The 17,824-nt window shown below is 54.7% G+C and carries 17 protein-coding genes; 10 read left to right on the plus strand and 7 right to left on the minus strand.

Translation table 11 applies throughout. The features are described from left to right. Window positions 1-149: 149 nt before the first annotated feature. The 6 genes from tgt to ABEA08_RS16660 all read left to right on the plus strand — a co-directional run bounded on the left by tgt (window position 150) and on the right by ABEA08_RS16660 (window position 5,907). Window positions 150-1,274, plus strand: a complete 1,125-nt coding sequence (tgt, locus tag ABEA08_RS16635) for a tRNA guanosine(34) transglycosylase Tgt (protein WP_345336498.1) — start codon at window positions 150-152, stop codon at window positions 1,272-1,274. A gap of 27 nt (window positions 1,275-1,301) precedes the next feature. Beyond that, a complete protein-coding gene (gene yajC, locus ABEA08_RS16640) occupies window positions 1,302-1,628 on the plus strand; it encodes a preprotein translocase subunit YajC (RefSeq protein WP_345336499.1) in 327 nt (108 codons plus the stop codon). Window positions 1,629-1,690: 62 nt separating this feature from the next. Then, entirely contained in the window at window positions 1,691-3,535 is a 1,845-nt protein-coding gene (gene secD, locus ABEA08_RS16645; RefSeq protein WP_345336500.1) for a protein translocase subunit SecD, read from the plus strand. A gap of 12 nt (window positions 3,536-3,547) precedes the next feature. Beyond that, complete coding sequence (secF, locus tag ABEA08_RS16650) at window positions 3,548-4,492, plus strand: protein translocase subunit SecF (RefSeq protein WP_345336501.1); 945 nt, start codon at window positions 3,548-3,550, stop codon at window positions 4,490-4,492. Between the two features lie 180 nt (window positions 4,493-4,672). Then, window positions 4,673-4,981 (plus strand): putative signal transducing protein, encoded by a 309-nt coding sequence (locus tag ABEA08_RS16655; RefSeq protein ID WP_345336502.1) that lies wholly within the window; start codon window positions 4,673-4,675, stop codon window positions 4,979-4,981. After that, window positions 4,981-5,907 carry a precorrin-2 dehydrogenase/sirohydrochlorin ferrochelatase family protein gene (locus tag ABEA08_RS16660; RefSeq protein WP_345336503.1) on the plus strand — a complete coding sequence of 309 codons (927 nt, stop codon included), beginning with the start codon at window positions 4,981-4,983 and terminating at the stop codon, window positions 5,905-5,907. The genes ABEA08_RS16655 and ABEA08_RS16660 overlap by 1 nt, the downstream gene beginning before the upstream one ends. 84 nt (window positions 5,908-5,991) lie before the next feature. On the opposite strand, the gene ABEA08_RS16665 is transcribed toward ABEA08_RS16660, so the two are convergent. From ABEA08_RS16665 to ABEA08_RS16685, 5 genes are all read right to left on the minus strand, one after another. Next, window positions 5,992-8,817: a TonB-dependent receptor gene (locus ABEA08_RS16665; RefSeq protein ID WP_345336504.1), complete on the minus strand. Its 2,826-nt coding sequence runs from the start codon at window positions 8,815-8,817 to the stop codon at window positions 5,992-5,994. Window positions 8,818-9,625: 808 nt separating this feature from the next. Further along, entirely contained in the window at window positions 9,626-11,080 is a 1,455-nt protein-coding gene (locus ABEA08_RS16670) for a carbon starvation CstA family protein (RefSeq protein ID WP_345336505.1), read from the minus strand. 244 nt (window positions 11,081-11,324) lie between these two features. Beyond that, window positions 11,325-11,615: an integration host factor subunit alpha gene (locus ABEA08_RS16675; protein WP_345336506.1), complete on the minus strand. Its 291-nt coding sequence runs from the start codon at window positions 11,613-11,615 to the stop codon at window positions 11,325-11,327. A 93-nt stretch (window positions 11,616-11,708) separates the two neighbouring features. Then, window positions 11,709-12,425 (minus strand): two-component system response regulator BtsR, encoded by a 717-nt coding sequence (gene btsR / locus ABEA08_RS16680; protein ID WP_345336508.1) that lies wholly within the window; start codon window positions 12,423-12,425, stop codon window positions 11,709-11,711. Then, window positions 12,422-14,119 (minus strand): LytS/YhcK type 5TM receptor domain-containing protein, encoded by a 1,698-nt coding sequence (locus ABEA08_RS16685; RefSeq protein ID WP_345336509.1) that lies wholly within the window; start codon window positions 14,117-14,119, stop codon window positions 12,422-12,424. The genes btsR and ABEA08_RS16685 overlap by 4 nt, the downstream gene beginning before the upstream one ends. 95 nt (window positions 14,120-14,214) lie before the next feature. Between ABEA08_RS16685 and ABEA08_RS16690 the strand changes: the two genes are divergently transcribed. Continuing rightward, window positions 14,215-14,454, plus strand: coding sequence for a YecH family metal-binding protein (locus ABEA08_RS16690; RefSeq protein WP_345336510.1), 240 nt, complete (start codon window positions 14,215-14,217; stop codon window positions 14,452-14,454). On the opposite strand, the gene ABEA08_RS16695 is transcribed toward ABEA08_RS16690, so the two are convergent. Next, entirely contained in the window at window positions 14,451-14,873 is a 423-nt protein-coding gene (locus tag ABEA08_RS16695; protein WP_345336511.1) for a phosphate-starvation-inducible protein PsiE, read from the minus strand. The two genes, ABEA08_RS16690 and ABEA08_RS16695, sit on opposite strands and share 4 nt — an antisense overlap. Window positions 14,874-15,026: 153 nt before the next feature. On the opposite strand from ABEA08_RS16695, the gene ABEA08_RS16700 reads away from it, so the two are divergent. Continuing rightward, window positions 15,027-15,194, plus strand: a complete 168-nt coding sequence (locus ABEA08_RS16700; RefSeq protein WP_345336512.1) for a hypothetical protein — start codon at window positions 15,027-15,029, stop codon at window positions 15,192-15,194. A 90-nt stretch (window positions 15,195-15,284) separates the two neighbouring features. Here the strand turns inward: ABEA08_RS16700 and suhB are convergent, their stop codons facing one another. Further along, complete coding sequence (suhB, locus tag ABEA08_RS16705; protein ID WP_345336513.1) at window positions 15,285-16,088, minus strand: inositol-1-monophosphatase; 804 nt, start codon at window positions 16,086-16,088, stop codon at window positions 15,285-15,287. Window positions 16,089-16,262: 174 nt separating this feature from the next. Between suhB and trmJ the strand changes: the two genes are divergently transcribed. Both trmJ and iscR read left to right on the plus strand, forming a co-directional pair. Continuing rightward, window positions 16,263-17,000, plus strand: coding sequence for a tRNA (cytosine(32)/uridine(32)-2'-O)-methyltransferase TrmJ (trmJ, locus tag ABEA08_RS16710; RefSeq protein WP_345336514.1), 738 nt, complete (start codon window positions 16,263-16,265; stop codon window positions 16,998-17,000). 340 nt (window positions 17,001-17,340) lie between these two features. Then, window positions 17,341-17,808: a Fe-S cluster assembly transcriptional regulator IscR gene (gene iscR / locus ABEA08_RS16715; protein ID WP_345336515.1), complete on the plus strand. Its 468-nt coding sequence runs from the start codon at window positions 17,341-17,343 to the stop codon at window positions 17,806-17,808. Window positions 17,809-17,824 lie beyond the last annotated feature (16 nt).

Consider the following 17,824-nt stretch of genomic DNA (forward strand, 5'->3'; position numbering starts at 1 on the left):
CATTCAGTCGGAAAAAAGTAACCATATTCCGCACTTTTGCCGTTTGCCGCTTGAAGCGGCGAGCGGCTGTCCCCATCTTCTTCTGTAATGCTGGCGCACAGCGCTAGACTTCACCATCACCAGACTGTTTCTCTGGTTAGAGGGCCTTTATGAAATTTGAATTGAAAACTACCGATGGCCGCGCCCGTCGTGGTCGCTTGACCTTCGAACGCGGTACCGTTGAAACCCCGGCATTTATGCCTGTGGGCACCTATGGCACCGTCAAAGGGATGACGCCGGAAGAGGTGGAAGCCACCGGAGCGGAGATCTGTCTGGGCAATACCTTCCATTTGTGGCTGCGTCCGGGCACCGAAGTGATGGAGAAGCATGGCGATCTGCATGACTTTATGAATTGGCACAAGCCGATCCTGACCGATTCCGGCGGCTTCCAAGTGTTCTCTTTGGGCCATATTCGTAAGATCACCGAAGCGGGCGTGCATTTCCGTCATCCGATCAATGGCGACAAGATCTTCCTTGATCCGGAAAAATCGATGCAGATCCAGAACTCGCTGGGTTCGGACATCGTGATGATCTTCGACGAATGTACGCCGTATCCAGCCACCGAGCAGGAAGCGGGCGATTCCATGCGCATGTCGATGCGTTGGGCGCAGCGCTCCCGCGATGAGTTTGATCGCTTGGGTAACAAGAACAGCTTATTCGGGATCATTCAGGGCGGTGTCTACGAGCATCTGCGCGATGAGTCGCTGGAAGGCCTGATGAACATCGGCTTCGACGGCTATGCCGTGGGTGGTTTGGCGGTCGGTGAGCCGAAAGAGGACATGCATCGCATCTTAGAGCATATCTGTCCGAAGATCCCGGAAGACAAACCACGCTACCTGATGGGGGTGGGGAAGCCGGAAGATCTGGTGGAAGGGGTGCGCCGCGGTGTCGATATGTTCGATTGCGTGATGCCAACCCGTAACGCCCGTAATGGCCATCTGTTTACCAGCACGGGTGTGGTCAAGATCCGCAACGCCAAGCACCGCGAGGATACCGCGCCGCTGGATGCCGAGTGTGATTGCTATACCTGTAAGAATTATTCCCGCTCCTATCTGTACCATCTGGATAAGTGCAACGAAATTTTGGGTGCCCGTCTTAACACCGTCCATAACCTGCGCTACTACCAACGGGTGATGGAAGGTTTGCGGGGTGCTATTGAGCAGGGTAACCTAGACGACTTTGTGGCAGAGTTCTACGCCAAACAAGGTCGCGAAGTACCGCCTTTAAACGATTGATTAATAAATAAGTAAAGAGAGTTCCCTATGTTTATTGCAAACGCCTACGCCAGCTCCGCTCCACAACAGGGTGGCGGTATTGAGATGATGATTATGCTGGCGGTTTTCGGCCTGATCTTCTACTTCATGATCCTGCGCCCACAGAACAAGCGTGTGAAAGAGCACAAGAGCCTGGTTGAGTCCCTGTCTAAGGGCGACGAAGTGCTGACCTCCGGCGGCTTGGTCGGCAAGATCGCCAAGGTTAAGGAAGACAACGATTACGTGGTGATCGCTCTGAATGACCAGACCGAAGTGACCATCAAGAAAGATTTCATCAGTGCAGTGCTGCCGAAAGGCTCCATTCAGTCGCTGTAATTATTGAAAGCCGCCGAAGATAACGGCGGCTTTGTTCCAATTTCGTTTTAGGGGACAGCGGCGTGTTGAATAAATACCCGATGTGGAAAAACCTGATGGTGATGTTTATCGTCGCTATCGGTGCGCTCTACGCCTTGCCAAACCTTTACGGGGAAGATCCGGCGCTGCAGATCTCTGCTAGCCGGAATGCCACCTTGACTACGTCCACCATGGATCAGGTGCGCAGCTCCCTTGAGGAAGCCGGCTTACAGAGCAAAAGTGTGGTGATGGCCGACGGCCTGATCGAAGCACGTTTTAGTAATACCGAAGAGCAGGGTCGTGCTCAGGAAGTGGTTGCACAGGCGCTGGGTAACGACTTTATTGTTGCGATCAACCTAGCACCGGCTCAGCCGAGCTGGTTGGCGGCCATCGGTGGTAATCCGATGAAGCTGGGCTTGGATCTGCGCGGTGGTGTGAACTTCCTGATGGAAGTAGACATGAACGAGGCGATCCGCAAGCAGCAGGATCAGATCGTCACCGACTTCCGCTCCGACCTGCGTGAAGAGCGTCTGCGTTACTCCGGCGTTCGTATTGCGCCGCACGGCGTAGAAGTGCGTTTTCGCGATGAAGATGTGGCCAGTAAGGCGCGCCAGTTCCTGGCGCAAAAGTACCCGAATCTGGAGTTCTCCAACCGCGACAGCTTGAGCTTTTCTGCTGATCTGACGCCTGAGTACCTCAAAGAGATCAAAGATTACGCCCTGAACCAAAACATCACCATTCTGCGTAACCGTGTGAATGAGCTGGGTGTGGCTGAGCCGGTGGTTCAGCGTCAGGGGGCTGAGCGGATCACCGTTGAGCTGCCGGGTGTTCAGGATACTGCGCGCGCCAAAGAGATCCTGGGCGCTACCGCGACCTTGGAGTTCCGTATGGTGGCTGAGGGGGCAGACATTAATGCTGCGCTGCGTGGTCTGGTGCCTGCCGGTACCAAGCTGTACGAAGACAAAGATGGCCGTCCCGTGTTGCTGCAGCAGCAGGTGATCCTAACCGGTGATCATATCACCGGGGCGCAGTCCGGTTTCGATGAAAACGGTCGTGCTCAGGTGAACATCAGCCTCGACGGCGCCGGCGGCAACAAGATGGCGGACTTTACCAAGGACGCGATCGGCAAAGGCATGGCGACCGTCTTTATCGAGTACAGCTCCACCGGTGAGCGTAACGCCGATGGCAGCCTCAAGTTTGATAAAAACGAAGAGGTGATCAGCGTTGCGACCATTCAGGCGCGCCTGGGCCGTAACTTCCGTATTACCGGTCAGGAGAGCCCAGCAGAAGCGCAAAACCTGGCGCTGTTGTTGCGTGCCGGTGCTCTGATCGCACCGATCACCATCGTGCAAGAACGTACCATTGGCCCTTCTTTGGGTCAGGAGAACATCGACAACGGTAAGTCCGCGTTGATGTGGGGTATGTTGGCGGTGGTGATCTTTATGGCCATCTATTACCGCAAGTTCGGCGTGATCGCCGTGGGTGCGTTGGTGGGCAACTTGGTGCTGATCGTGGGCGTGATGTCGATGATCCCGGGCGCCACTCTGACCATGCCAGGCATTGCCGGTATCGTCTTGACCGTTGGTATGGCGGTGGATGGCAACGTGCTGATCTTCGAGCGGATCCGTGAAGAGCTCCGCGCCGGTCGTAGCATTCAGCAAGCCATCCACGAAGGCTACGCCAATGCGTTCTCCACCATTGCCGATGCCAACATCACGACCATGATCACGGCACTGATCCTGTTCTCTGTCGGCACTGGTCCGGTGAAGGGTTTTGCGGTGACACTGATGATCGGTATCGCGACCTCCATGTTCACAGCGATTGTTGCTTCCCGTGCGGTAGTTAACGCACTGTGGGGCGGTAAACGTCTGAAGAAATTGGATATTTAAGGGGCCATTACGATGTTTCAAATTTTAAACCTCAAAGGCACCGTCGATTTCCTCAAACACGCCAAGTTTGTCAGTGTCCTGTCGGTCGTGTTGATGTTGGCCTCATTCGCCAGCTTGGGCATTAAGGGCATGAACTGGGGCTTGGATTTCACCGGCGGTACCGTCGTTGAGATCGGCTACGATGCGGCGACCTCACCGAGTGAAGTGCGTCAAGCATTGGAAGCCGAAGGCATTGACGGTGCGGTGGTACAGCAGTTCGGTAGCGCCCGCGACATTCTGGTTCGTGTGCCGCCTCGTGAAGGCTCTGGCAATGAATTGGTGGCCAGCGTTGAAGCGGCTGCTAAAGCCGTTTCTGATGGTTCTGTCGTTAAGCGTGTTGAGTTTGTTGGCCCGCAGGTCGGTCAAGAGCTGCAGGAGCAGGGTGGACTGGCGGTTATCGCTGCGGTGATCTGCATCCTGATGTATGTGGCGTTTCGCTTCGAGTGGCGTCTGGCTGTGGGCTCTGTCGCCGCGTTGGTGCACGATGTTGTGCTGACCCTGGGTGTGTTCTCCTTCTTCCAGTTGGAGTTCGATTTGACCGTACTGGCAGCGGTACTGGCGGTGGTGGGCTACTCGCTCAACGATACCATCGTGGTATTTGACCGGGTGCGTGAGAACTTCATCAAGATGCGCAAGGGCACGCCTGAGCACGTGGTGAACACCTCAGTGACCCAGACCATGAGCCGAACCATCATTACGACCGGGACCACCTTGTTTGTGGTGATCTCGCTGTTCATTCTTGGTGGCACCATGATCCACGGTTTCGCGACAGCGTTGCTGCTGGGGATTGCGGTCGGGACCTACTCCTCCATTTACGTGGCCAGCTATACCTCCATTCGCTTGGGGATCACCAAAGAGCATATGATGCCCGTGGTGATCGAGAAAGAGGGCGCGGATCAAGATCCCTTGATGCCTTAAGCGCTGGAAATTGACTTGATAAGCCACCCTTCGGGGTGGCTTTTGGTTATCTTCAGGAAGCAAAAATGTGAGGGGATGGGGCGATAACGCTTGCTCTTCGTGAGCGCTGTCGTACCCTCAGGGAAGTGGCAGATTGACGTTGATCTGCATTATCCATGGAGACGAGGAGGATGGTCCGGCATGGATAGTTTTGTTGAGTTGTACCGAGCAGCCAATGTGCTGGAAGCCAATGCGGTTAAAGGAGCATTGGAGCACGATGGGATCTTAGTTCGAACGTTAGGGGAGGCTCTGGGCGGCGCCGCCGGTGAGTTACCGATGGAGAGTCAGGAGATCCGCTTGTTGGTGGAGCAGCAGCAGCGTGACAAGGCGCTGCAGGTGTTGCGCCGCTATCAACAAAGCCTGGCCCCTTGGCCTTGCAGCGATTGTGGTGAGCAGAATGATGGTCACTTTGAGATCTGCTGGCGTTGTGGGGCGGAGCCGGAAGCCTGATGCGTTATTTTCCTTTGTTTCACGATACCCAGAGCCTTTCCGTTTTGGTGGTGGGCGGCGGTGAGGTTGCGGCCCGTAAATTGGCGTTGTGGGCGCGAACCCAAGCTCAATTGACGGTGGTTGCGCCTGAGCTGGTGGCGAGCATAGAGCGCCTGGTTGCGGAAGGTCGGGTGCAGCATATTTGCAGCGCGTATCAGCCTGTGATGATGGCGGGGCAGCAAGGGGTGATCGCGGCGACGGACGATGCCGCGCTCAACCGGCAATTGGCGCACCAGGCCCAGGAGATGCAGATCTGGGTCAATGTGGTTGATGATCCCGAGGCCTGCAGCGTGATCACACCCGCGTTGGTTGATCGCAGTCCCGTCGTGGTTGCCATCGGCAGCGAAGGGACGGCGCCGGTGATGGTGCGGATGCTGCGGGCCTGGCTGGAAACGAGTTTACCGAGCAGCATGGGTCAATTGGCCCGATTCATCGGTCGCCAGCGTAAACGGGTTCAGCGGCATAGCTCCGAGCCCCGAGCGGTGTGGGAGCGGTTCCTTAAGGCCAATGGCTTGGGTTGGCGCAGTGACAGCGAGGCCATCCTGACGAGCGCAGAGGGCAGCTCGAAGCACTCCGGTACGCTTTATCTGATCGATCCGGCGCAGCAGCCGGGTTTATTGCCCATCGATGCGATGGCACCGTTGCAGCAGTTGGATCGGATATTGCTGAGCGTCGATGCGGACGAGCAACTGCTGAATTTGTGTCGTCGCGATGCCAGTGTCCACTGGGTGACTCAGGCTGATGTGGGGCGGGTGCAAGCCTGGTTAGCGCAAGGTGAGCGGTTGCTCTTGGTGTTGCAACCAAGGGCTGAGCGGACGTGGTTAAGCGTCTTGTTGTGTAGCGCGGCGGTGCGATTTAGTACAGGGCAGTGCAAGCAGTTACGCTAAGCCATTTTACGGTTTTGCTGGTGATAAAAAGCGGTGCCCGAGGGCACCGCTTAGGTTTTCTTTGGTTAAAGAAAAGGCCTTCTATCAGAAGCTAAAGATCACGCCGGCATTGATGCGACGGCCGTTGTCTTTAAAGCTACGGGCGACTTGCACACCAGCAATATCAGTGTAGGTGTTTTGGCCTTGGTCGGTGACGTTACTCATCGCCAAAGTCAGACGCAGGTTGTTTATTGGCCGGTAAGAGGTGCTGAGGGTCAATCGAGTTTGACTCTCTACATAGCTAGCCGGGTAGTAATAGGCGTGCGGGTTGTTGCCTGCCGCGTTGCCATCTTCGAAATATGAGCGCTCTTGCTCATCCTGTAAATAGCCAGAACGATAGCTCCAGGAAGCGCGGGCATCGAACTTGCGTTCACTGTAGTAGAGCGTCCAGTTGGTATTGTGACGGGCTGAAGCACGCACAATTTCGGGGTTGGAATTATCAATATAGGTGTAGTTACTCTTCATACCAGTATTGGACAGGCGGCCGGGCAGAAAATCAAATGGCGTCTGATAATTGATCTCAAAGCCTTGCAGGTTGACGGTATCGGCATTGGTCTTCAGCGCCAGGTTGATTTCGACATCTTGTGGCTCGTACCCGCCCCAGTCGATGTCGAGTGAGTTGCCTGCACCATAAAAATCAACGGTTCTCACCAAGCCATCGATCTCTTTGCGGAAGTAAGCCACAGCCAGCATAGACTCTGCCGAGTAGTACCACTCCCAGCTCAGATCGATGTTGTCGGAGGTGAATGGCTGTAGGTCTGGATCCTGAGTGGCGATAGTATGCGTTCCGGTCTCCAAATTCCCGTTAAGGGTAGTACTCAACTCCAAATCATCTTTGTTGGGGCGAGACATGGTTCGGCCTAAACCAAAGCGAAGACGCATGTCGTCACGCAAGGCGTAATTCAGGTTTAGGCTGGGTAACCAATAGTCGTAGGTGTTACTGCGTGAGACGATATTTTCAAGATTTTCATCTTTAAGCTCGAGTTTATCCAGCTCGGCATTATAGCGCAGACCTTGTTGCCAGTCGGTTATTACGCCCTCTTGGGTTTGCTTTGTACGGGTATATCGCACGCCGATGTTACCGGTTAAATCGTAACCGATACCAAAGTCGGCTCGGAAGTAGCTAGAGAATGTGTCTTCGTACAGGTTGTTAACCTTTTCCTTGAGTCGATCATTATCGCTTAAGTAATTTCTCAGGTCTGACATGGAGAAGTTATCGAAGAAGTGATCCACATCCGGGGTCATGAATGGCAGCATCATGCCGTTGGAGCCATAGTTGCTAAACCAACTCCCGCTCTTAGGTATTGCGGTGTTAAAACCAGGGATGTAGTTATCGGAATACTGGTCGGTGAACTCTTGTAATTGAGCATTGGTTAATTGCCCGTCGCTACTGTAGTTGACTCGCAACGATTCCTCTTCGGCATAAGCAAAACCAAAGCGCACTTTATTGAGACTAAAGGCTCCGAACTCTTTAAAGGTATCGTGGGTGAAGTCCAGATCAAAGGCGTTGGCGTTACGTTCTGTTTCAGTGCTTACCTGTGCCGCATTAAGGGCGTTGTTGCCATTGAGAGCCCTGCCCATGGTGTAATTGTTGCCGTCAATCAAATAGTCGGCCGCAGTTCCGTCGAAGCCACGTACATCGTCGAAATAGAAACGCCATGGCCCATCGGTACCGTCAAAGGTCATATCAAAGTTGTTGTTGGTGCGGGCATTGAGTAAGACACTGTCCCAAACCTGATTTGAGCGTGAGAAGGTGACTCCGGCATCAATGGTCCAGTCGCCCGTACGATATTGGGCTTCGAAGGTGTTTAACCAGACTTCATCGTCGCGCTGAATGGGCGTGCTGTCGACCAGCGCAGCGGTGTTACCGATTGAAAAATTAGTTAGATATGTATCACAGCGCTCGCCTTGCCCCTCGACATCAAAGCAGTAGTCAACACTATCGTGAATGCCGTTAAGGGGCTTGTTACGCGTCTCAAAGGTCAGTCGTTGTCGGTTCTCTTCGGTATGATATTGGGTATAGAAGGACTCGGCAAACAGGGACAGGTTGTCGCTGGGGCGCCACTCTAGGTTTACGAATGCGGCAGCGCGCTCACGCTGATTGTCTTTGAGTTCTGCTCGGATCTGGTTAGGGGCAAACACCAGGCCGTCGTCAGAGTTAAGATGGGCGGACCCCATGTTAGCCGACGAAGTGAATTGGGCAGCATTATTTTCTTCTAGGTAGTTAGCGCCGAAGGACAGCCCAATTGTGTCGTCGGCAAACTTATTCGTGTGGATGAAGCTTAAGTCCGGACCCCACTCGTCGCTATTGCCGGGTTGAGTGCCTTTCAAGATAACTCGGGTTGTCGCATCCGCACGATCCAGTGCTCTGTGTGTACGGAGGTCGACTGTACCGGCGATCCCACCCTCTTCCAGATCGGCGGACGTGCTTTTTTGTACCGAGACCTGAGAGACAAATGCCGAAGGCATCATGTTATAAGAGAAATTGCGATTCGCATTCATCGCTGTAGTGATGGTGCGGCCGTTAAACAGGGTTTTTGTAAAGTGACCGGGCAAGCCCCGAATATTGATCTGGTTGGCGGTGCCGTCTTCGCCACGCTCAACCTCAACACCGGATACGCGTTCGAGGGAGTCGCCGATGTCCGCGTCGGGCATAACGCCGATGTCTTCGGCGGCGATCACATCGACGACGGCATCATTAAAGCGTTTCTCATTCAGCGCTTCACTCAGAGAAGCACGGGTTCCCGACACGCGGATCACTTCTACATCATCTTGTATTGCGACTGTCTGTTCCTCTGCCATGGCATTGCCGGCAAGAAGGAGTGCGATACCGGCGGCGACGGGGGTTAAGCGGGGCATTGCGTTATTCATCTATCAACCTCTTCCATGTTTGCCCGGGTTCGGTCTAGTGCCGACTCCTTGGCTCAACTTACTGCGTTTTGAACACGACGATATTTATTCTCGCGGCTTCGCCAGAGCGGACGTTGACGTTGTCTGAACGTTTGCCTACCGGCTTCGGCAGCGAGGCTCTCAAGTACGGCTTCTATGGCCGATTGTTGAAAGAGGTGCTCACGGTAAGGGCTTTTTTGGGGGGGATCTAGCCGCTCGAGATGGGAATAAGTGTTATGAGCTGGGCTCAGGTTAAGTTTTTGTTTTTAATTGCTTTGTATGGGTAACACAAATTTACCAATAGGAGCGGTGAATGTTACTTGTGAACGAGAGGGGTGTGTGCAATTTGAGCACGTTGGGAGAATGGACCATTGAGTGGCAAATTGCAGAGGATTTGACTGTTTTTGCTAGGTTGTGTGGTGTAAGTGTGGTTTCTTTGCATTTGCTTACAATGCCTTACACATTGGCGATAGAGGCGTCATTGTGCCCAAGGCTCGAGCGGTGTTGCTGGAGCGAAGACTTGGACATGGCAAGGTCACGCCGTCTGAGCGCGTCGTCGTTGGGCTTGCGGAGCCCGATGTCGCAGACTGAGGCGGTTGCAGCGGTTCGGGTTTGATTGTGGGAGCGCACCAGGTGCGTTGGTGGTGCCGATAATGGGCACAGCGGCGAGCAGAGAGTCGGGTTAGGGTCGCCTGTGAATGGCGTTTGGATGGGCGGATGCTTTTCTGAACGGCAACAAAAACGGGACCCGAAGGTCCCGTTGGTATCAGACGTGAAATAGTTCTATTTCTTAGGCTTTCGCGTCTTCTGGCAGGGCTTGCTTGCCCAACACACCGACAACCACAAAGGCAACAACGGCGGCGGTAACGATACCACAGGCGGTGGAGATCTGCATCGGCAGACCGAAGCCTAGGCCGCTGTCATTGAGGATGTAGGTTACAACAACAGAGGTCATGAACATCGCCGGAACACAGGTGATCCAGTGCAGCTTGCCCGCACGGGCCAAGTAGGCGGTTGCGGTCCACAACATCATCGCAGCGGTCAGCTGGTTAGCGAAGCCGAAGTAGCGCCAGATAACAGCGAAATCAACTTGGGTCAGGATGGCACCGACGGTGAACAGGGGCGCAGCGATCAGCAGGCGGTTCTTGATCTGTACCTGTTCCAGGTTGAAGTATTCAGCCAGGATCAAACGGCTGGAGCGGAACGCAGTATCACCAGAGGTGATCGGCAGGATAACCACACCCAGGAAGGCGATGATGCCACCGAACACGCCTAGCAAACCGAAGGAGGTTTCGTAGACTACGGCACCTGGACCACCGTTGGCGGCGGCTGCGGCCAACGAATCCATGCTACCGAAGAAGGACAGGGCCAGTGCACACCAGATCAGAGCGATGATACCTTCACCGATCATGGCGCCGTAGAAGACGAAGCGGCCATTCTTTTCGTTTTCCATGCAGCGGGCCATCAGCGGAGACTGAGTGGCGTGGAAGCCAGAGATAGCACCACAAGCGATGGTGATGAACAGCGCAGGCCACAGCGGCATGTCGTTCGGGTTCAGGTTAGTGAACATGTCAGCGACTTCGTAGCCACCCATCAGAGTGTGCTCGCTGGAGATGATCAGTGCGGATACCAGGCCAACGGACATGAAGATCAGCAGGGCACCGAAGAATGGGTAGAAGCGACCGATGATCTTATCAACCGGAACAATGGTGGCGATCACGTAGTAGGTGAAGATGATCCCTACCATGGTGCTCAGGGTCACGGTCAGATCGGTTTGCTCGTTGATCAGGCTGGTCAGCATACCCGCTGGAGCAGAGACGAATACCACACCCACCAGCAGCAACAGCACGATAGCAAACAAGTTCATGAAGTGTTTGGCAGGTTTACCCAGGTACTTACCAACGATGGTCGGTACGGAGGCGCCACCGTTACGCACGGACAACATGCCGGAGAAGTAGTCGTGTACGGCACCGGCAAAGATACAACCAACGATGATCCACAGCATGGCCGCTGGGCCATACAAGGCACCCATGATCGGGCCGAAAATAGGTCCGACACCGGCGATGTTCAATAGCTGTACCAGGTAGACTTTGTGTTTTGGCATGGCCACATAGTCAACACCGTCTGCCTTGGTAAAGGCCGGGGTCTGGCGGTTTTCATTAATGCCAAAAACCTTCTCAACGAAGGCACCATAGAAAAAGTAACCGCCGACCAATAACGCGACGCAGAATATAAACCAAAGCATGATAGTGTTCCTCAGACAATCAACGGGGCGAATTTTACGGGTCTGGGAATAGGATGCTGAAGAAGTTTACTGAACGGTAGCTTGACGGGACTAAGCGGTCGATAGCACCCGTTAGCGGTTTTCAATGAGACGTGAGCGGCAGTCTAAATCGATAAGAGGTGATATTAAGTTTGTAAGCGGGTGTGGACGGTCATGGGCGATGGGGGCGAGCGATTGGCTCGCCCCCGTTAAAGTAGTTGTTTGTTCACGCCTTTAATGTGGCGACTCGGCCTTTGAGCTTGCCCCCGGCGGAAAAGGTGACGACACGGCGTGCACTGATCTCATGTTCTTCACCGGTTTTGGGGTTTCGACCAGGCCTGGCGTTTTTGTCGCGTAAATGAAAGACGCCAAACCCGCTTAGCTTAACGTCTTCTCCTTGTTCCAGCGATCCGCGGATCTCCTCGAAAAAGGTGTCTACCAACTCCCTCGCTTCCGCCACCTTTAGTTGACGGTGGTTGACCAAATGGTTGGTCAAATCGGCCTTGGTTAAAGACATGCCACTACCTCTCGTTACCTATGAACTGATGCGTTCCCAAAAGGGTTCGAATAAAGTGTAGTCGGCGATAGCGGATGTGACTAAAAAACCTACTTATTGGAATCCGAATCGCTGTTTTATGGCTTTCATATACCGTCGACTGACCGGAACGGCCTGGCCAGCATGGGTTAGGATCTCGCCTCCGCCGCCTTCTTGAAGTTGGATCTCGGCGATCGCGTGGGCCTGGATCAGGTATTGGCGGTGGCAGCGCATCAGGTCGCTGCGCTGCTCCAGGGTCTTAAGGGTCAATTGAGTAAAAAAACTGCCGGTTGCGGTGGCAACATGAACCCCAGAGAGATCGGAAAAGACATATTCGACCTCGCTGATGGGGATCACCTTGAGGGTCTTACCGCGCATGCAGGGCAGGTGGCGCAGTGGCTCTGCGATCAGCGGTTCAATGCTGGGTGGCGTTCGAGCCACGCGCACTCGCTCCAAGGTCTTGCTGAGACGCTCTGGCGCGACCGGCTTGAGCAAATAGTCAAAGGCATTCTTCTCAAATGCGGTGACCGCGTGCTCGTCGTATGCGGTGACAAATACCATGTAGGGCATACGCTCGGGATCCAACATGGACAACATCTCTATGCCGGTGATCTTGGGCATCTGGATATCGACAAAGACCAGATCCGGCTGGAATTGATTGATCATCGCCATGCCTTCGATGGCGTTGGCGGCTTCACCCAGGATCTCGATGTCATCAAAGGGCTCAAGTAGGCTCGCCAGTTCATCCCGAGCCAACAGCTCGTCGTCAATGATCAGGGTGCGTATGGTCATTCGGGGTTCCTTGGTAATCGAACTTGGACTCGGGTCTGTTGGTCTGGAATGCAATGGGTTGTCAGGCCGAACTCTTCGCCGTAGATGCTTTTGATCCGTCGGTTGACGATGTTGAGGCCGAGGCCATCGGACTCTTTGGGTTCGGCAGGGAAAGCGCCGGCGTTGTCCTCGACGGTGAGCAGCAGATCATCGTTATCGGACTCGGCCCAGATCCGGATCTTGCCTTGTTCAAGCAGGGTTGAGGTACCGTGCTTAATGGCGTTTTCCACCAGAGGTTGCAACGTGAAGGTCGGCAAACTGATGTGTTGGTATTGCTCTGGCACCTGGATCTCCACCTGCAGTTGATCGCCGAAGCGGGCCAACTCAATGGTGAGGTAGTGCTGGATGTGCTCCAACTCTTCGCGGAGGGTGATCTCACCGGTGCCGCGTTTGAGGTTGGCGCGCAGGAAGGCGGCCAGATCCTGGATCAAGGGTCTTGCCTTATCCGGCGTGCGCCGGGTGATCGCGGCTAAGGTGTTGAGTGCGTTAAACAGGAAGTGGGGGCTGACTTGGGCGTGCAGTAGCTTCAGTTCGGCTTGAGTGAGCAGACTTTTTTGCTCAACGTAGCGGCCGTGCAGGATCTGGTTGGAAAGCACGCGGGCGATCCCTTCACCCAATGTCTGATTGAGGTTGAGGAAGATCCGTTGCTTCTTTTCGTACAGCTTGACCGTGCCGATGACCTCGTTATCGCCTCGGAGCGGGACGATGAGGCTGGAGCCCAGTTGGCAGTTATTCGACAGCGAACATTGATAATGCTGGGCGACGCCATCGGCAAACACCACACGGTTCTGGTGGATCGCATCCAACGTTAAGCTTGAGGAGATCGGTGTACCGGGGATGTGGTGATCATCCCCGGTACCGATAAAGGCCAGCAGCTTGTCTTTGTCGGTGATCGCCACCGCACTGACATTGGTCTCTTGATAGATGATCCGGGCGATCCGCGCGGTGTTTTCCTGATTGAAACCGCCGGCCAGGATCCCGACCGTACGCTCAGCGATCTTAAGGGCCTTGGCCGAGTGCGCGGTGGAGAGCTTTTCTGCCATGGTGCGTTGATCGCGGATCATACTCATAAACAAGGCGGCACCGAGCGAGTTGACCAGCATCATCGGCAGCGCGATGGTTTGAACCAGGGCCCAGGCTTCGCCAAACGGGCGGGCAACCAGCAAGATGATCATCATCTGCATCATTTCAGCAATCAGGGCAATGACAAACACACGCAGTGGATTAAACAGCTCCTCCAGCTGACTGGAGCGGCGCAGGCGCAGGTGCATCAAGCCGGCAAACAGGCCTTCTGAGGTGGTGGAGATCGCACAAGCCAGATCGGTAAACCCCCCCAGGCTGTAGCGGTGTAAACCGCCGGTCAGACCGACCAGAAAGCCGGTAACCGGACCGCCGAGCAGGCCGGATAGGATCGCGCCCATCGCCCGAGTATTGGCGATCGCACCGTGGGTTTGCTCACCAAAGTAGGTCCCCATGATGCAAAACAGGGAGAAGGTCACGTAGAGGATCAGTTTATGGGGCAAGTGCACCGCGAGATCCACCATCGGGCGTAAAACCGGTGTTTTGGTCAGCAGATAGGCGAGCACCAAGTACAGGCTCATTTGCTGGGTGAGCTTGACGATCAGCTCAAAGGTGTCGAGCAGGTCCGGAGACATGAAACCTCATTGGTGAAAAAACTTTGATCGTGATCCCTCCTCTGGATAGATTAAAGTTGCTATCATAATGCAACTTTAATTGTGAGGAGCCGGACATGGCTAGTGTACACGCGCACGAATTTTTAGGGCTACTGGCAAACTCTGATCAGGCCAAAACCCTGGCAGAGATGGCGGCATTGTCTCACCAACAGTTTGGTGAGCAAGCGCGCTTTCATACCTGCAAGTTGCAGGATCTGGAGATCGAAGCCCTGTTGGCTTTCCTAGTTAAGGCGCAGAAGATCGTACCGCAAGCGGACGGCTATATCCTCAATCAAGCACGCGTCTGTAATCACTAACGCTTGCTGTTGTCGCTGCCTGGCTTCTCCTCCTTGGGGTAGGGCCAGGCCAGTTGACCATAGCGGATCGCCAGCACGGTGATCGCCAAGATCAAGGCCGCGACCGATACGGCCAGCACCCGCCATTCATCCATCCCTTTCATATCCAGAATGATGTAGCGCGCGATGGCGACGATGGCGATGTAGATCGGCATTCTGATCGGCAGCTTGCCCACCTCTGCATAGTTGGCGACCATGGCCAACACTTCCAGATAGATAAACATCAGCAGGAGATCGGCCAGGGTGACGCTGCCTCGCTCGATCATTACTTTGACCTCATCCCCGATCGCAAACAGGGTGGCAATGGCGATGATAATTAAGATCCCGTGTTCACAGATCTTCAATGATTTTGTGCCAAACTTCTTGTACAAATTATCCATAGTGAGTCCCTATCATTGGCCGAGGAGCGCAGTGTATGGGCACGGGTCGTGATCTGGCAGTGCCATTGGCGTATTGTGTGCTTTCGGTCACGGATTTTTGGTGACAAAGATCGCAGGGAGCGACCACATTGCGTCGTTGACAGGGGAAAGCATATGCAAGGGCGGGCGCGCCATCAACGTTGGCTACATCCAAGACAACTGCCCTATTTTTGGGTCTCGCTATTGTGTCTGCTGACGGCGCCTGCGGTTGCGCTGGGTTTGCTGGTGTATTTTGGCGTGGTGCTGCTGACGCGAAGGTGGCGCAGCGATCCGGCTCATTGATGGTCCATTGCAGATAACAAAAAGGCCCTAACGTCGAGACGTTAGGGCCTTTTGGTCAGGTATGGATCCTGACAACTGAGGAAGCAGAGCTTAGCGCTTCAGGGCTTCGTTCAGGTGTGGGCGCATCTTATTGACAATACCCGCGGTGATCTTCGGCGCACCGGCGACGATGTTGCCGGACAGCAGGTGGTTGTGACCACCGGTAAAGTCGGACACCAAGCCACCCGCCTCACGCACCAGCAGTTCGCCAGCAGCGAAATCCCATGGCTTCAGACCGATCTCCCAGTAACCGTCGATCCGACCGGCGGCAACATAGGCCAGATCCAGTGCGGCAGAGCCGTTGCGGCGCATGTCTGCAACATCGGTAAACAGATCGTTGAAGATCGCCAAGTAGGCTTCGGTGTGCTGACGCTGCTTGAACGGGAAACCGGTCGCGAGCAGGGTGCCTTTGATGTCGCGATGTTTGCCAACGCGAAGACGACGGCTGTCCAACTGAACGCCGGCACCGCGGCTGGCAGAGAACAGTTCGTTGCGGATCGGATCGTAAACCACACCGTGCTCGATTTTGCCATTGATCTGCAGAGCAACGGAAACCGCGAAGTGTGGGATCCCTTTCATGAAGTTGGTGGTGCCATCCAGAGGGTCAATGATCCAACGGAACTCATCGTGTTCGCCGGTTTGTGTACCGCACTCTTCACTGATGATGGTGTGCTGTGGGTAGGACTTGCGAATGGTCGCAATGATGGCGGCTTCTGCGTCGCGATCAACATTGGTCACAAAGTCATTGAGGCCTTTCTGCTCAACTTCGACTTTGTCCAGATCTTCAAAAGCACGGGTAATTACGGTGCCAGCACTGCGCGCAGCGCGCACGGCGATGTTCAGCATCGGATGCATAGGATTTGACCCCAAGGATGTAAAAGAACGCGATACCCCGGGACAAGCCCGAAATTTAGGCGCAGAATTCTACCAGAATCGCACCACATGGCAAGCGTTAAATCCCTCAAGCATAGACCGTGGCTGTGGTACTATCCGGCCTTTCTGCTTCTAACGCTAAGATACGGTCACCCCATGCTTGAAAACATCCGCATTATTCTGGTCGGGACATCCCACCCCGGCAATATAGGTTCTGCCGCCCGTGCCCTGAAAAATATGGGGCTATCACGTCTGGTTCTGGCCGAGCCACGTACCGAGATCGACGGCAAGTCCATGGCATTGGCTGCGGGCGCCAGTGATCTGCTCAAAGATGTGGTGATCACCGAGGATCTCAAATCGGCCATTGCCGACTGCTCATTGGTGATCGGCACCAGCGCCCGCTCCCGTACCCTGAGCTGGCCAATGCTGGATGCGCGCCAAGCCGGGCGTAAGCTGGTGGCAGAGGCCTCCACCGGGCCGGTTGCTTTGGTGTTTGGGCGGGAAAACCACGGCCTCAATAATGAAGAGCTGCAACTGTGCCATTTTCACGTCAGTATCCCTGCGAACCCGGAGTACAGCTCGCTCAACCTGGCTCAGGCGGTGCAACTGCTGACTTATGAGACCCGCATGGCATTCTTGGAGCAAGAGGAGAGCGTCGAGTCGGAGCGTGAAGCGTACCCCACCTCAGAACAGATGGAGGGGTTCTATCAGCATCTTGAGCGTGCCCTGCTCAAAACCGGATTCATTATCCAGGCCCATCCAGGCCAGATCATGAACAAGCTCAGGCGGCTGTTTAATCGTGCTCGGCCCGAAACGGCAGAGATGAATATCTTACGTGGCGTGCTGACCTCGGTGGAGCGTGCCGCTGACAAAAGCGAACAGGGCGATCGCTGAAAATTTCAATCGGTTAAATGTTCGACAGTTCGGGCGAAATCGTCGCATACATGAAGCGAATTGCTCAAAAAACGCGGATCCAGACTCCCTTTGCCTGTTGAAATTCGGCGCAATATTGCCGTGACGGTGCTTGGGGAGTGATCCGGCGTAAACGACGGAGGTTATGGTATTTGATCCCGACCTGCCAATAGGGTTAAATACCGCTGCGCAGCACTGGGGTATTGCTCGGAAAAAGTTGCGCAATACCGTAGAAATACCTGACTGGTTTCCTAGGTTTAATACTTGACTAAAATGGTCGGGTAAGTAGACTGGGCAGTAGATTTTCGGAAGGAAACTGGCAATGAGACTCACATCGAAAGGCCGCTACGCGGTCACGGCGATCCTGGACGTGGCACTGCATACGCCACAAGGTCCGGTGCCACTGGCAGATATCTCTGAACGACAAGGGATCTCTTTGTCCTACCTAGAGCAACTGTTTGCCAAGCTGCGCAAGCGCGGTTTGGTCTCCAGTGTTCGCGGACCCGGCGGCGGCTATCTGCTCGGTAAAGCGGCAGAAGAGATCTCGGTGGGCATGGTGGTGCACGCCGTTGATGAGTCGGTGGACGCAACGCGTTGCCATGGCAAGAGTAATTGCCAAGGGGGCGCGCGCTGCCTGACCCATTCGTTGTGGGGCGATCTGAGTGAGCGCATTGCCAGTTTTCTTGATGGTATCAGCCTTGCTGATCTGATGTCGGATCGGCAAGTGAAAGTCGTTAGCCTGCGTCAAGAACAGGCGCAGGACCGCAGTCAATCCCGAGTTCGGGTTTAGACAGCACCTCGTAGTA

The organism is Ferrimonas pelagia (assembly GCF_039543565.1).
Classification (GTDB): Bacteria; Pseudomonadota; Gammaproteobacteria; order Enterobacterales; family Shewanellaceae; genus Ferrimonas; species Ferrimonas pelagia.

Coding starts and splice junctions, on each gene's coding strand:
- tgt (WP_345336498.1), top strand. CDS start 150: ATGAAATTTGAATTGAAAACTACCGATGGCCGCGCCCGTCGTGGTCGC.
- yajC (WP_345336499.1), top strand. CDS start 1,302: ATGTTTATTGCAAACGCCTACGCCAGCTCCGCTCCACAACAGGGTGGC.
- secF (WP_345336501.1), top strand. CDS start 3,548: ATGTTTCAAATTTTAAACCTCAAAGGCACCGTCGATTTCCTCAAACAC.
- ABEA08_RS16655 (WP_345336502.1), top strand. CDS start 4,673: ATGGATAGTTTTGTTGAGTTGTACCGAGCAGCCAATGTGCTGGAAGCC.
- ABEA08_RS16660 (WP_345336503.1), top strand. CDS start 4,981: ATGCGTTATTTTCCTTTGTTTCACGATACCCAGAGCCTTTCCGTTTTG.
- ABEA08_RS16665 (WP_345336504.1), bottom strand. CDS start 8,817: ATGAATAACGCAATGCCCCGCTTAACCCCCGTCGCCGCCGGTATCGCA.
- ABEA08_RS16670 (WP_345336505.1), bottom strand. CDS start 11,080: ATGCTTTGGTTTATATTCTGCGTCGCGTTATTGGTCGGCGGTTACTTT.
- ABEA08_RS16675 (WP_345336506.1), bottom strand. CDS start 11,615: ATGTCTTTAACCAAGGCCGATTTGACCAACCATTTGGTCAACCACCGT.
- btsR (WP_345336508.1), bottom strand. CDS start 12,425: ATGACCATACGCACCCTGATCATTGACGACGAGCTGTTGGCTCGGGAT.
- ABEA08_RS16685 (WP_345336509.1), bottom strand. CDS start 14,119: ATGTCTCCGGACCTGCTCGACACCTTTGAGCTGATCGTCAAGCTCACC.
- ABEA08_RS16690 (WP_345336510.1), top strand. CDS start 14,215: ATGGCTAGTGTACACGCGCACGAATTTTTAGGGCTACTGGCAAACTCT.
- ABEA08_RS16695 (WP_345336511.1), bottom strand. CDS start 14,873: ATGGATAATTTGTACAAGAAGTTTGGCACAAAATCATTGAAGATCTGT.
- ABEA08_RS16700 (WP_345336512.1), top strand. CDS start 15,027: ATGCAAGGGCGGGCGCGCCATCAACGTTGGCTACATCCAAGACAACTG.
- suhB (WP_345336513.1), bottom strand. CDS start 16,088: ATGCATCCGATGCTGAACATCGCCGTGCGCGCTGCGCGCAGTGCTGGC.
- trmJ (WP_345336514.1), top strand. CDS start 16,263: ATGCTTGAAAACATCCGCATTATTCTGGTCGGGACATCCCACCCCGGC.
- iscR (WP_345336515.1), top strand. CDS start 17,341: ATGAGACTCACATCGAAAGGCCGCTACGCGGTCACGGCGATCCTGGAC.